The 13,672-nt window shown below is 57.4% G+C and carries 10 protein-coding genes; 1 reads left to right on the top strand and 9 read right to left on the bottom strand.

What is annotated here, in order from left to right; genetic code table 11:
• Positions 1-393: 393 nt before the first annotated feature.
• The 9 genes from sucD to sdhC all read right to left on the bottom strand — a co-directional run bounded on the left by sucD (position 394) and on the right by sdhC (position 11,774).
• Positions 394-1,275, bottom strand: coding sequence for a succinate--CoA ligase subunit alpha (gene sucD / locus PMI27_RS05810; protein WP_008148605.1), 882 nt, complete (start codon positions 1,273-1,275; stop codon positions 394-396).
• Positions 1,275-2,441, bottom strand: a complete 1,167-nt coding sequence (gene sucC, locus PMI27_RS05815) for an ADP-forming succinate--CoA ligase subunit beta (protein ID WP_008148602.1) — start codon at positions 2,439-2,441, stop codon at positions 1,275-1,277. The genes sucD and sucC overlap by 1 nt, the downstream gene beginning before the upstream one ends.
• Positions 2,442-2,641: 200 nt before the next feature.
• Positions 2,642-4,078, bottom strand: coding sequence for a dihydrolipoyl dehydrogenase (gene lpdA, locus PMI27_RS05820; RefSeq protein WP_008148600.1), 1,437 nt, complete (start codon positions 4,076-4,078; stop codon positions 2,642-2,644).
• 110 nt (positions 4,079-4,188) lie between these two features.
• Positions 4,189-5,409 (bottom strand): 2-oxoglutarate dehydrogenase complex dihydrolipoyllysine-residue succinyltransferase, encoded by a 1,221-nt coding sequence (gene odhB, locus PMI27_RS05825; RefSeq protein WP_008148598.1) that lies wholly within the window; start codon positions 5,407-5,409, stop codon positions 4,189-4,191.
• 42 nt (positions 5,410-5,451) lie between these two features.
• Positions 5,452-8,283, bottom strand: coding sequence for a 2-oxoglutarate dehydrogenase E1 component (locus tag PMI27_RS05830; RefSeq protein ID WP_008148596.1), 2,832 nt, complete (start codon positions 8,281-8,283; stop codon positions 5,452-5,454).
• 259 nt (positions 8,284-8,542) lie between these two features.
• A complete protein-coding gene (locus PMI27_RS05835; protein ID WP_008148594.1) occupies positions 8,543-9,247 on the bottom strand; it encodes a succinate dehydrogenase iron-sulfur subunit in 705 nt (234 codons plus the stop codon).
• An 11-nt stretch (positions 9,248-9,258) separates the two neighbouring features.
• The gene (gene sdhA / locus PMI27_RS05840; RefSeq protein ID WP_008148591.1) at positions 9,259-11,034 is read right to left on the bottom strand and encodes a succinate dehydrogenase flavoprotein subunit; all 1,776 of its coding nucleotides are present in this window, start codon (positions 11,032-11,034) and stop codon (positions 9,259-9,261) included.
• A gap of 3 nt (positions 11,035-11,037) precedes the next feature.
• Positions 11,038-11,406 (bottom strand): succinate dehydrogenase, hydrophobic membrane anchor protein, encoded by a 369-nt coding sequence (gene sdhD / locus PMI27_RS05845; protein WP_008148589.1) that lies wholly within the window; start codon positions 11,404-11,406, stop codon positions 11,038-11,040.
• Positions 11,400-11,774: a succinate dehydrogenase, cytochrome b556 subunit gene (gene sdhC, locus PMI27_RS0229755; RefSeq protein ID WP_033053500.1), complete on the bottom strand. Its 375-nt coding sequence runs from the start codon at positions 11,772-11,774 to the stop codon at positions 11,400-11,402. Before sdhC ends, sdhD begins: the two co-directional genes overlap by 7 nt.
• Positions 11,775-12,138: 364 nt before the next feature.
• On the opposite strand from sdhC, the gene gltA reads away from it, so the two are divergent.
• Positions 12,139-13,428, top strand: a complete 1,290-nt coding sequence (gene gltA, locus PMI27_RS05850) for a citrate synthase (RefSeq protein ID WP_008148584.1) — start codon at positions 12,139-12,141, stop codon at positions 13,426-13,428.
• The last annotated feature ends 244 nt before the right edge of the window (positions 13,429-13,672 follow it).

Below are 13,672 nucleotides of genomic sequence, written 5' to 3'. Positions count from 1 at the left end.
ACCACACTACTGAATCGGAATTTAGAGAGGGATTTCCCTGAGGGGTGAGGGAAATGCTGTCGGTCCGTATAGGACTGACCCGTTTAGCGCGTAGCAACCTTGTGGGCCGCGGACGCAAAAATGGCTGTTAGCCTAACGAATTTGCCCGACAAACGCACTGTTAGGGTGCGATCTATCCGATACGCGACATTTCCGTGTCGCGTTTTTGCATGTAAATGGTTGTCGTCCTTAAGTCCGCCTTCGCGAGCAAGCCCGCTCCCACATTAGAATGCGGTCAAATGTGGGAGCGGGCTTGCTCGCGAAGGGGCCCGCACGGCCAACACAAATCCCGGAAACGACAAAGGCCACCCGAAGGTGGCCTTTGTTTGGTGAAGCGTCAGATAAGCGCGAGGCTTACTTGATTGCCCAACCAGTCAGCTCGGACAAAGCCTTGCCGATGTCTGCCAGCGAACGCACGGTTTTAACGCCTGCGTCTTCCAGGGCAGCAAACTTCTCGTCTGCAGTGCCTTTGCCGCCAGAGATGATTGCGCCAGCATGGCCCATGCGCTTGCCCGCAGGGGCAGTCACACCAGCGATGTAGGAAACAACCGGCTTGGTCACGTGTGCCTTGATGTAGGCAGCCGCTTCTTCTTCAGCCGAACCGCCGATCTCACCGATCATCACGATCGCTTCGGTCTTCGGGTCTTCCTGGAACAGCTTCAGGATGTCGATGAAGTTCGAACCCGGGATCGGGTCACCGCCGATGCCGACGCAAGTCGACTGACCGAAACCGGCGTCAGTAGTTTGCTTCACAGCTTCGTAGGTCAGGGTGCCGGAACGGGAAACGATACCGACCTTGCCTGGCAAGTGAATGTGACCTGGCATGATGCCGATCTTGCATTCGCCTGGAGTGATCACGCCTGGGCAGTTAGGACCGATCAGGACTACGCCCAGCTCGTCGCACTTGACCTTGGCATCCAGCATGTCCAGGGTAGGAATGCCTTCAGTGATGCAAACGATCAGCTTGATGCCGCCGAATGCTGCTTCCAGGATGGAGTCCTTGCAGAAAGGAGCTGGAACGTAGATCACGCTGGCGGTGGCGCCAGTGGCAGCTACAGCGTCTTTCACGGTGTTGAACACTGGCAGACCCAGGTGCTCGGTGCCGCCTTTGCCTGGAGTTACGCCACCCACCATCTTGGTGCCGTATTCGATGGCTTGCTGGGTGTGGAAACTACCTTGCGAACCGGTAATACCCTGGCAGATAACTTTGGTGTCTTTATTGATCAGGACGCTCATTATTTGCCCTCCGCAGCTTTGACAACTTGTTGAGCAGCGTCGGTCAGGCTGGTAGCAGCGATGATGTTCAAACCGCTTTCTGCCAGTACTTTAGCGCCCAGCTCAGCGTTGTTGCCTTCAAGGCGAACAACAACCGGGATTTTCACGCCGACTTCTTTCACAGCGCCGATGATGCCTTCGGCAATCATGTCGCAACGAACGATGCCGCCGAAGATGTTGACCAATACTGCAGCGACGTTAGTGTCGGACAGGATGATCTTGAACGCTTCGGTAACGCGTTCTTTGGTAGCACCGCCGCCCACGTCGAGGAAGTTGGCTGGTTTGCCGCCATGCAGGTTGACGATGTCCATGGTACCCATGGCCAGGCCAGCACCGTTGACCATGCAACCGATGTTGCCTTCCAGTGCTACGTAGTTCAGTTCGAACTTGGCAGCGTGCGCTTCGCGCGGATCGTCTTGCGACGGATCGTGGAAAGTCTTCAGCTTAGGCTGACGGTACATGGCGTTGGCGTCGATGTTGATCTTGGCGTCGAGGCAATGCAGATCGCCGTCAGCCTTGATCACCAGCGGGTTCACTTCCAGCAGAGCCAGGTCGTGATCCTTGAACAGCTTGGCCAGACCTACGAAGATCTTGGCGAACTGAGCAACTTGCTTGCCTTCCAGACCCAGCTGGAATGCCAGCTCGCGACCCTGGAATGGCTGAGCGCCAACCAGTGGATCGATAGTGGCCTTGAGAATTTTCTCAGGGGTGTCGTGAGCGATTTTCTCGATGTCCACGCCACCTTCGGTGGAAGCCATGAACACGATGCGACGGCTCGAACGGTCAACGACAGCGCCCAGGTACAGCTCTTTAGCGATATCAGTGCACGATTCAACCAGGATCTTGGTGACTGGCTGACCATTGGCATCAGTCTGGTAAGTCACCAGACGCTTGCCCAACCACTGTTGAGCGAATGCTTTGGCGTCTTCTTTGCTGCGAACCAGCTTAACGCCGCCCGCTTTACCGCGACCACCTGCGTGAACCTGGGCTTTGACAACCCATTCGGTCCCGCCGATTTTGTCGCACGCTTCTGCTGCTGCTTCCGGGGTGTCTACGGCGAAACCCTGGGATACTGGCAGGCCGTATTCAGCGAACAGCTGCTTACCCTGATACTCGTGAAGATTCATGCTTATTACCGTCTTCGTTAGGTACTGCGCATTCGGTGCTGCACTTGTTCAAGTGCCGCACCACCTGTGACTGCTGCTTGCGTAGGTGTTCCGGATAACCGGTGAGACTACGCAAGGCTGCGTCCGGCGGACATTCCGCGGTGAGTCTTGCACGCAAGGCTCACGACGGGCCTTCCGCCGTGGTTTCTTATTGTCTTGTCTTAACGCTTCTTGCGGTTGGCAATGTGGATGGCGCCGCCATTCACAGCCAGAGCTGCTTCGTGCAAGGCTTCGGACAGGGTCGGATGGGAGAAAACCATCATGCCCAGGTCTTCAGCGCTGGTGCCGAATTCCATACCGATCGCGCCCTGCTGAACCAGTTCTGCAGCGCTCGGGCCAATCACGTGGACGCCCAATACGCGGTCAGTCTTGGCATCAGCGATGACTTTCACGAAACCGCCGGTGTCGTTGGCTGCCATGGCTCGGCCACTGGCTGCGAACGGGAAGGTGCCAACGTTAACTTCAACGCCTTCAGCCTTCAAGGTCTGCTCGGTTTTACCAACCCACGCGATTTCCGGGTGAGTATAAATAACCGAAGGGATCAAATCATAGTTCATCTGGGCTTTGTGGCCCTTGATGCGCTCGACGACCATGATGCCCTCTTCCGAGGCCTTGTGTGCCAGCATCATGCCGCGAACCACGTCGCCGATCGCGTAAACGCCCGGTACGGTGGTGGCGCAGTGATCGTCAACGTGCACGAAACCGCGCTCGTCCAGGGTCACGCCGCAATCAGCGGACAGCAGATCAGTGGTCACCGGACGGCGACCAACGGCTACGATCAGCTTGTCGAAAGTGATGTTCTGTTCGCCGTTGGCATCGGTGTAGTTCACGACTACTTCGTTACCGTTCACTTTGGAACCGGTAACACGAGCGCCCAGCTTGATGTCCAGACCTTGTTTGGTCAGGGTTTTCAGCGCTTCCTTGGAAACGGCAGCGTCAGCGGCCATCAGGAAGGTGTCCAGGGCTTCAAGAACGGTGACTTCTGCGCCCAGACGGGACCAGACCGAACCCAGTTCCAGACCGATCACGCCAGCGCCGATCACGCCCAGACGTTTAGGTACGGATTGGAATTCCAGCGCGCCAGTCGAATCGACGATCACATTCTGGTCAACCGGAGCTGGCGGAATGTCGATCGGACGCGAGCCCGGAGCCAGAATCACGTTCTCGGCTTCAATGATTTCTACCGAACCGTCTGGCTTGGTGACTTCGACTTTCTTGCCGGCCAGCAGTTTGCCGTGGCCCTGGATCGAGGTCACACCGTTGGCTTTGAACAGGGTGGCAACACCCGAAGTCAGGCCTTTGACGATGTTGGCTTTACGGCCGACCATTGCTGGCACGTCCATGGTCACGCCAGCGTGGTTGATACCGTGGATCGCGAAACCGTCCTGGGCTTCGTGGAACTTCCAGGAGCTGTCCAGCAGCGCCTTGGATGGAATGCAGCCGACGTTCAGGCAAGTACCGCCGAGGGCCAGTTTGCCTTCCTTGTCGGTGTATTTCTCGATGCAGGCAGTGGAGAGGCCCAGTTGCGCTGCTTTAATGGCAGCCACGTAGCCGCCAGGGCCCGCGCCAATCACTACCACGTCGAATTTCTGAGTCATGTGTCATTCCTTCTCGAATCAAACCGGACGGTCCCTTTTGAGGACCGTCGTGGGACGAAGCTGGTCATTACAGGAGGGCCGTCCATCGCTGGACGGCCCGTGCAACGAAATCAGATATCCAGCAGCAAACGAGCCGGGTCTTCCAGCAGGTTCTTGATGGTAACCAGGAAGGTCACAGCTTCTTTGCCATCGATCAGACGGTGATCGTAGGACAGAGCCAGGTACATCATCGGACGGATAACAACCTGACCGTTGATCGCCATAGGACGCTGCAGAATGTTGTGCATGCCCAGGATGGCCGCTTGAGGCGGGTTGACGATCGGCGTCGACATCATCGAACCGAAAGTACCACCGTTGGTGATGGTGAACGTACCGCCGGTCATCTCGTCCATCGACAGTTTGCCGTCACGAGCCTTCTTGCCGAAGGTGGCGATGCCGCCTTCGATTTCAGCCAGGCTCATCAGTTCGGCGTTACGCAGAACCGGAACAACCAGGCCGCGGTCGCTGGAAACAGCAACACCGACGTCAGCGTAGCCGTGATAAACAATGTCAGCACCGTCGATCGACGCGTTGACAGCCGGGAAGCGTTTCAGCGCTTCGGTGGCAGCCTTGACGAAGAACGACATGAAGCCCAGGCGCACGCCATTGTGGGACTTCTCGAACAGGTCCTTGTACTTCGAACGCAGGGCCATGACTTCGGTCATGTCGACTTCGTTGAAAGTGGTCAGCATTGCCATGTTCGATTGAGCTTCAACCAGACGCTTGGCAACGGTGGCCCGCACGCGGGTCATCGGTACGCGCTTCTCGATGCGATCGCCGGCAGCGAACACTGGAGCAGCACCGGCAGGCGCAGCAGCCTTGGCAGGTGCGGCAGCCGGAGCGGCTTTCTTGGCAGCTACAGCGGCAACAACGTCTTCCTTGGTCACACGACCGCCTTTGCCAGTGCCGGCAACGGAAGCGATGTTGATACCGTTTTCTTCAGCCAGCTTGCGAGCAGCCGGTGCAGCAACAGGATCATCTTCGCCTTCAGCGGCTGGAGCAGCAGCTTGTGCAGCGGCAGGAGCAGCGGCAGCAGCTGGAGCGGCAGCAGCGCCGCCCGCTTCGATGGAGCCCAGGACTTCGTCGGACAGAACGGTGTCGCCTTCGTTCTTGACGATAGCGCCCAGCACGCCATCAGCGGTGGCCAACACTTCCAATACGACTTTGTCAGTTTCGATGTCGACGATCAGGTCATCGCGCTTGACGGCGTCGCCCGGCTTTTTGTGCCAGGTGGCAACGGTGCCATCGGCAACCGATTCCGGGAAAGTGGGGGCTTTGATTTCGATAGCCATTATCTGTGAGTCCTTAAATTCGGTTTCAGGTGCGCGAAGGCGTTAAACAGTAAAGGCGTCTTGCAGCAGTTTTTCCTGCTGCTCAGCGTGCATCGATGCATAACCACAAGCAGGTGCAGCAGAAGCATCACGGCCCGCGTACTCGAGTACGAGAGACTTGTTGTGATTGCCAACGATGCGGCGCATGTGGTGCTGGCTGCAGTACCAGGCACCCTGGTTCATCGGCTCTTCCTGACACCAAACGATATGTTTGAGGTTGGTGTACGGAGCCAGGACTTCGTTCAAGTCGTCCTCAGGGAATGGGTACAGCTGCTCGATACGCACGATGGCGATGTCATCACGACCTTCGGCACGGCGTTTTTCCAGCAGGTCGTAGTAGACCTTGCCGCTACACAGAACAATGCGCTCGACCTTTTTCGGGTCCAGGGTATCGATTTCCGGGATAACGGTCTGGAACGAACCTTCGGCCAGATCTTCCAGGGTCGAGATGGCCAGTTTGTGACGCAACAGCGACTTCGGAGTCAGAACGATCAACGGCTTGCGCAGCGGGCGAATCACCTGACGACGCAGCAAGTGGTAGATCTGAGCCGGCGTAGTCGGTACCGCTACCTGAATGTTGTGCTCGGCGCACAGTTGCAGGTAACGCTCCAGACGAGCCGAAGAGTGCTCCGGACCCTGACCTTCATAACCGTGCGGCAGCAGCATGGTCAGACCGCAGAGACGGCCCCACTTGTGCTCGCCACTGGTGATGAACTGGTCGATAACCACCTGGGCACCGTTGGCGAAGTCGCCGAACTGGGCTTCCCAGATCACCAGCGCCTCAGGCGTGGTGGTCGAGTAACCGTATTCGAACGCCAGCACGGCTTCTTCGGACAGGAACGAATCGTACAGGTCGAAACGTGGCTGGCCCTTGTACAGGTTTTGCAGCGGGATGTAGGTACCCGCGTCTTTCTGGTTGTGCAAGACAGCGTGACGGTGCGAGAACGTACCGCGACCGATGTCCTGACCCGTCATGCGAATCGGGTGACCTTCGAACGCCAGGGTCGCGTACGCCATGGTTTCGGCGTAACCCCAGTTGATCGGCAGGCCGCCGGCTTGCATTTTCTGACGGTCTTCGTAGATTTTCGAGACCTGGCGCTGAACCACGAAGCCTTCCGGAATTTCCAGCAGCTTGGCGGACAGTTCCTGCAAGGTTTTCAGATCGAAGCGAGTGTCGTGACGCGCGGTCCAGGCGTGCCCCAGATACGGACGCCAGTCCACGAACAACTCTTTGTTCGGCTCTTTGACCAGGCTTTTTACAACATGCAGACCGTTGTCCAGCGCATTGCGGTATTCATCGACTTTCGCCTGAACACGCTCTGCGTCCAGCACACCGCCCTGAGTCAGACGATCGGCATACAGCTCACGGGTGGTGCGCTGTTTGGCGATCTGCTGATACATGATTGGCTGGGTGCCGCTTGGCTCGTCGGCCTCGTTGTGGCCACGACGACGGTAGCAGACCAGGTCGATCACCACGTCACGCTTGAACTGCATGCGGTAGTCGATGGCCAGCTGGGTCACGAACAACACGGCTTCCGGATCATCGCCATTCACATGGAGGATCGGCGCTTGGATCATCTTCGCAACGTCGGTCGCGTACTCGGTGGAGCGCGAGTCCAGCGGGTTGCTGATGGTGAAACCGACCTGGTTGTTGATCACGATGTGCACGGTACCGCCGGTCTTGAAACCGCGGGTCTGCGACATCTGGAAGGTTTCCATGACCACGCCTTGACCGGCGAATGCCGCGTCACCGTGGATGGAGATCGGCAGAACCTTCTCGCCGGTAGGGTCGTTACGACGATCCTGACGGGCGCGAACCGAACCCTCGACCACTGGAGATACGATTTCCAGGTGGGACGGGTTGAACGCCATGGCCAGGTGAACTTCACCGCCGGTGGTCATCACGTTGGACGAGAAGCCCTGGTGATATTTAACGTCACCGGAACCCAGCTCGACCTTCTTCTTGCCTTCAAACTCGTCGAACAGTTCGCGCGGGTTCTTGCCGAAGGTGTTGACCAGTACGTTCAGACGACCACGGTGGGCCATGCCGATAACGATTTCCTTGGTGCCGTAGGAACCGGAACGCTGGATCAGCTCGTCGAGCATCGGAATCAGGCTCTCGCCGCCTTCCAGGCCGAAACGCTTGGTACCCGGGTATTTGGTACCCAGGTATTTTTCCAGACCTTCGCCGGCGGTGACACGCTCGAGCAGGTGGCTCTTGATGTCGGCGGAGTACGTCGGACGGCCGCGCACGCTTTCCAGACGCTGCTGGAACCACTGGCGCTGCTCGGAATCGGTGATGTGCGTAAATTCAGCGCCGATGGTGCGGCAATATGTCTGCTGCAACGCTTCGTGAATTTCGCGTAGGCTCGCCTCCTCTTTGCCGATGAACAGGTCGCCGGCACGGAAGGTCGTATCAAGATCGGCATTGGTCAAGCCGTAATGATTGATCGACAGGTCTGCAGGTGCAGGACGCTGCCACAGCCCCAGCGGGTCAAGCTGGGCTGCCTGGTGGCCACGCATACGGTAGGCCTGGATCAATCGCAGCACTTCAACTTGCTTCTTCTCGTGCTCACTGCTCACGCTGCCGGCGGAAACCGGTTGGGCGCGGCGCTGGTTCTTTGCCAGCAAGACGAAATGATCGCGAATTGTGGAGTGCGAAACATCGGTGGCAGTGTTGCCGTCAGCAGGCAACTTCTGGAAGTAGGTGCGCCACTCTTCTGGCACAGCGTTAGGGTCGTGCAGGTAGAGCTCGTAGAGCTCTTCCACATAGGCAGCGTTACTACCGGATAGGTAGGCGCTGTTCCACATGCGCTGCATCACGCTTTCTTGCATGCTTGGTCACCCTCGGTTAGGGGAACACCACCGGCGTCGACACCGAGCACGCTTGCAGAAGTCCGAATGCAGCGACTAAAACAAGCCACCTAGGATCACGCTGATAGTCCGGGTACCAGCCCGGATGCCCCTGCTTGTCTCATTTCTTCAAAATAAGAGCCGCAGCCTTATAAGCTGCTGCTCAGGTTAAAACTACGGCGCCGGTTGAAGCCTGCGCCGTAGCATCTACGGGTACAGCGGTCCTACGGGTACTGCTGAATCACACGCCGCTTTGCAGCAGCATGTTACGTACGTGACCGATGGCCTTAGTCGGGTTCAGGCCTTTCGGGCAGACGTTGACGCAGTTCATGATCCCGCGGCAGCGGAATACGCTGAACGGGTCATCCAGCGAAGCCAGACGCTCGGCAGTCTTGGTGTCGCGGCTGTCTGCCAGGAAGCGATACGCTTGCAGCAGAGCAGCTGGACCCAGGAACTTGTCCGGGTTCCACCAGAAGGACGGGCAAGAGGTCGAGCAGCAAGCGCACAGGATGCACTCGTACAGACCGTCGAGCTTTTCACGCTCTTCAGGGGTCTGCAGACGTTCGATGGCCGGAGCCGGCGTGTCGTTCTGCAGGTATGGCTTAACCTTTTCGTATTGCTTGTAGAAGATGCTCATATCGACGACCAGGTCACGGATTACCGGCAAACCTGGCAGAGGACGAACGATCAGCTTGTTACCTTTTACGACAGCGGACAGCGGCGTGACGCACGCCAGACCGTTTTTGCCGTTGATGTTCATGCCGTCGGAACCGCAAACACCTTCACGGCAAGAGCGACGATAGGAGAAACCTTCGTCCTGCTCTTTGATCAGGGCCAGCACGTCCAGCACCATCAGGTCTTTACCACCGGTATCGACCGAAAATTCCTGCATGAACGGCGCAGCGTCCTGATCAGGGTTGTAGCGATAAACACTGACTTGCAACATGGCGGCCACCCTTAATAAGTCCGAATCTTAGGTTCAAAAGTCGGAACAGTCTTCGGCGAGAAGTTCACAGCACGCTTGGTTACGCGCTTGTCACCCGGGAAGTACAGGGTGTGGCACAGCCAGTTTTCGTCGTCGCGATCTTCGTAGTCTTCACGGGCGTGAGCGCCGCGGGACTCTTTGCGGATCTCTGCGGCGATGGCGGTAGCTTCGGCCACTTCCAGCAGGTTCTGCAATTCCAGAGCTTCGATACGAGCGGTGTTGAACGCCTGGCTCTTGTCGTTGATCTTGACGTTGGCGATACGGCCACGCAGATCAGCCAGCTGGGCAATACCCTTCTGCATGTATTCGCCGGTACGGAATACACCGAAGTAGTTCTGCATGCAGTTTTGCAGTTCTTTACGCAGGGTAGCGACGTCTTCGCCTTCGGTACGCGAGTTCAGGCCATCGAGACGTGCCAGGGCAGCGTCGATGTCGGACTGGCGAGCGCGGGTGTAGTCGACGCCTTCTTTCAGGGTCTGCTCCAGGAACAGGCCGGCCGCACGGCCGAATACCACCAGGTCGAGCAGCGAGTTGCCGCCCAGACGGTTGGCACCGTGAACCGATACGCAAGCCACTTCGCCCACCGCGAACAGACCAGGAATGATCTGGTCAACGCCGTCTGCGTCCTGAGTGATTGCCTGACCATGAATGTTGGTGGCAACGCCGCCCATCATATAGTGGCAGGTTGGAACGACCGGAATCGGCGCCACGGCTGGATCGACGTGGGCGAAGGTCTTGGACAGTTCCATGATGCCTGGCAGACGGCTGTGCAGAACTTCTTCACCGAGGTGATCGAGTTTCAGCATTACGTGGTCGCCATCCGGACCGCAACCGTTGCCAGCGATGATTTCTTTAACCATCGAGCGAGCAACAACGTCACGACCAGCAAGGTCTTTGGCGTTCGGAGCATAACGCTCCATGAAACGCTCGCCATGCTTGTTGATCAGGTAACCGCCTTCACCGCGGCAACCTTCAGTAACCAGTACACCGGCGCCGGCGATGCCGGTCGGGTGGAACTGCCACATTTCAATGTCTTGTACCGGCACGCCAGCACGCAGAGCCATGCCGACGCCGTCACCGGTGTTGATCAGGGCATTGGTGGTGGACGAGTAGATACGACCAGCACCGCCAGTCGCCAGTACAGTGGCGTTAGCGCGGACGTAGGAAGTTTCGCCGGTTTCGATGCAGATGACGATCATGCCGACAAAGGCACCATCTTCGTTCTTCACCAGGTCGACACCGTAGTATTCGTTGAGGAATACAGTGCCGGCCTTCAGGTTGGCCTGGTACAGGGTGTGCAGCAGTGCGTGACCGGTACGGTCGGCAGCGGCGCACGTACGTGCAGCCTGGCCACCTTTACCGAAGTCTTTCGACTGACCGCCGAACGGACGCTGATAGATGCGGCCTTGTTCGGTACGGGAGAACGGCAAGCCCATGTGCTCGAGTTCGAAGACCGCTTCCGGGCCTACGGAACACATGTATTCGATAGCGTCCTGGTCACCGATATAGTCGGAACCCTTGACGGTATCGTACATGTGCCAGCGCCAGTCATCGTTCGGATCTGCCGAGGCGATGGCGCAGGTGATGCCACCCTGGGCGGATACAGTGTGCGAACGAGTAGGGAAAACCTTGGTAACTACGGCGGTCTTGTGACCACCCTGTGCCAGCTGCAGAGCAGCGCGCATGCCAGCACCGCCGCCGCCAATAATGATGGCGTCGAACGAAAGCGTATTAACTGTAGTAGACATGAATCAGATACCCCAAAGAATCTGCACACCCCAGACGAAGTACGCAAACATCGCGACGCCGCATACTGCCTGGAAGAGGAAACGTACTGCAGTCGCGGACTTGCCGAACGCCATTGGCGTCAGGTAGTCGGTCGCGATGGTCCACATGCCGACCCAGGCGTGAGCGCCGAGGGCAACGAGAGCCAGGAGACTGAAAATACGCATCCAGTTGCTTGCGAACAGTTCATGCCATTGGGCGTAGCCGATGCCAGGATGGGCAACGACGTATCCGATCAGGAAGATGAAATAAGCCGCGAGAACGACCGCAGACACACGTTGTGCCATCCAGTCATAGAGGCCCGAACGCGACAGGTTCGTGACGTTAGTTACCATATCCAAACTCCTGCCAGAACGATTACCACCACGGAAACGGCGATAACGATTTTCGAGCCCAGTTTGCCGCCCTCAAGCGACTCGCCGATGCCCATGTCCATCATCAAATGGCGCACACCGGCAACCAAGTGATACAGCAAGGCGGACAGGATGCCCCATGTCACTAGCTTGGCTAGCGGACTGGTCAGACACGCTTTCACCTGACCGAAGCCTTCTTCCGAGTCGAGCGACTTGTCCAATGCATAAAGCATGATGGCCAGGCTGACAAAGAGGATGATTCCGGAGATTCGGTGAAGAATGGACGTGTAAGCAGTGACTGGGAGTTTGATGGTCCTTAGGTCTAGGTTTACAGGTCGTTGGCTATTCACGGCTTTTTTTTCACACTGAAGAGCCCCTAACAATCAGGGCAAAGTTGTTGGGGAGTGCACTGGTCAGGTACCCACCACCCAGGGAGTGCGACCCCCAGTAAAGCAGGCCCAAAAGCCCCTGGCGGTCGGAGGCCGAGTATAGACAGTTAGGCTACTAATGACAACGCAATCGCCTTCCCCTAATAGCTCATTGCACAAGTCGTATAAAAGGCGTAAATGGCAGTCAATTTCGAGGAAAAAGTCCGGTTAAAGCCTTCTGGAGCAAGACTTTAGGCAAATTGACATTCGAATTTATCTCACTATAGTGGTGCGGGCCCTGCGTGGGGGGTCTGTCTGATGATTTCAAGCATAAATAGGAGGCCACATGGCTGACAAAAAAGCGCAGTTGATCATCGAGGGCGCAGCCCCCGTCGAGCTGCCCATTTTAACCGGCACCGTTGGTCCCGATGTTATCGATGTTCGGGGCCTGACGGCCACGGGCCGTTTCACCTTTGACCCTGGTTTCATGTCGACAGCTTCCTGCGAGTCGAAGATCACCTATATCGACGGCGACAACGGCATCCTGCTGCACCGCGGCTACCCGATCGAACAGTTGGCTGAAAAGTCGGACTACCTGGAAACCTGCTATCTGCTGCTCAACGGCGAATTGCCGACCGCAGAACAGAAGGCCCAGTTCGTCAGCACCGTGAAGAACCACACCATGGTTCACGAGCAGCTGAAGACCTTCTTCAACGGCTTCCGTCGCGACGCCCACCCGATGGCCGTCATGTGCGGCGTAGTCGGCGCGCTCTCGGCCTTCTACCACGACTCCCTGGACATCAATAACCCGCAGCATCGCGAAATCTCCGCGATCCGCCTGGTTGCCAAGATGCCCACCCTGGCAGCGATGGTTTACAAGTACTCGATGGGGCAACCCATGATGTACCCGCGCAACGACCTGACGTACGCGGAAAACTTCCTGCACATGATGTTCAACACCCCGTGCGAGATCAAACCGATCAGCCCGGTACTCGCTAACGCCATGGACAAGATCTTCATCCTCCATGCCGACCACGAGCAGAACGCATCGACTTCCACCGTACGCCTGGCCGGCTCTTCGGGTGCCAACCCGTTCGCCTGTATCGCCGCCGGCATCGCTGCACTGTGGGGCCCTGCCCACGGCGGCGCGAACGAAGCTGTTCTGACCATGCTCGATGAAATTGGCGATGTGTCGAACATCGACAAGTACATCGCCAAGGCCAAGGACAAGAACGATCCGTTCAAACTGATGGGCTTCGGTCACCGGGTTTACAAAAACCGCGACCCACGCGCAACAGTCATGAAGCAGACCTGCGACGAAGTGCTGAAAGAACTGGGCATTACCAACGATCCGCAGCTCGAACTGGCCATGCGCCTGGAAGAGATCGCCCTGACCGACCCGTACTTCATCGAACGCTCGCTGTACCCGAACGTCGACTTCTACTCGGGGATCATCCTCAAGGCGATCGGCATTCCAACCAGCATGTTCACCGTCATCTTCGCTTTGGCGCGGACCGTCGGCTGGATCTCCCACTGGAAAGAAATGCTCTCCAGCCCGTACAAGATTGGCCGTCCGCGCCAGCTGTACACCGGCTACGAGTCGCGTGACATCACCAAGCTGGAAGACCGCAAATAAGACCTGTCTTGCGATAACGTCTTAAAGTTGCACCGGGAACGGCCTCTATTTATATAGAGGCCGTTTTTGTTTGTGCGGTCGCAGCGGCCTTAGGGCCGACTGGGACTTTGGTTGGATACATATCCGTTTTTGCGGTAACGGCGGCTGGCGGTTTCGCTTTTACAGCGACTCACTTTTCCAAACGCCGAAAAGTGAGTCGCTGTAAAAGCGAAACCATAATCAGCCATTACCGCAACAACGGATA

The sequence above is a fragment of the Pseudomonas sp. GM41(2012) genome (assembly GCF_000282315.2).
Classification (GTDB): Bacteria; Pseudomonadota; Gammaproteobacteria; order Pseudomonadales; family Pseudomonadaceae; genus Aquipseudomonas.
The sequence above is the reverse complement of the archived record's forward strand: the minus strand, read 5'-3'. Positions and strand labels throughout refer to the sequence as shown.

What these genes read in the sequence shown, in the direction of transcription:
- sucD (WP_008148605.1), bottom strand. Translation starts at nt 1,275, where the DNA reads ATGAGCGTCCTGATCAATAAAGACACCAAAGTTATCTGCCAGGGTATT.
- sucC (WP_008148602.1), bottom strand. Translation starts at nt 2,441, where the DNA reads ATGAATCTTCACGAGTATCAGGGTAAGCAGCTGTTCGCTGAATACGGC.
- lpdA (WP_008148600.1), bottom strand. Translation starts at nt 4,078, where the DNA reads ATGACTCAGAAATTCGACGTGGTAGTGATTGGCGCGGGCCCTGGCGGC.
- odhB (WP_008148598.1), bottom strand. Translation starts at nt 5,409, where the DNA reads ATGGCTATCGAAATCAAAGCCCCCACTTTCCCGGAATCGGTTGCCGAT.
- PMI27_RS05830 (WP_008148596.1), bottom strand. Translation starts at nt 8,283, where the DNA reads ATGCAAGAAAGCGTGATGCAGCGCATGTGGAACAGCGCCTACCTATCC.
- PMI27_RS05835 (WP_008148594.1), bottom strand. Translation starts at nt 9,247, where the DNA reads ATGTTGCAAGTCAGTGTTTATCGCTACAACCCTGATCAGGACGCTGCG.
- sdhA (WP_008148591.1), bottom strand. Translation starts at nt 11,034, where the DNA reads ATGTCTACTACAGTTAATACGCTTTCGTTCGACGCCATCATTATTGGC.
- sdhD (WP_008148589.1), bottom strand. Translation starts at nt 11,406, where the DNA reads ATGGTAACTAACGTCACGAACCTGTCGCGTTCGGGCCTCTATGACTGG.
- gltA (WP_008148584.1), top strand. Translation starts at nt 12,139, where the DNA reads ATGGCTGACAAAAAAGCGCAGTTGATCATCGAGGGCGCAGCCCCCGTC.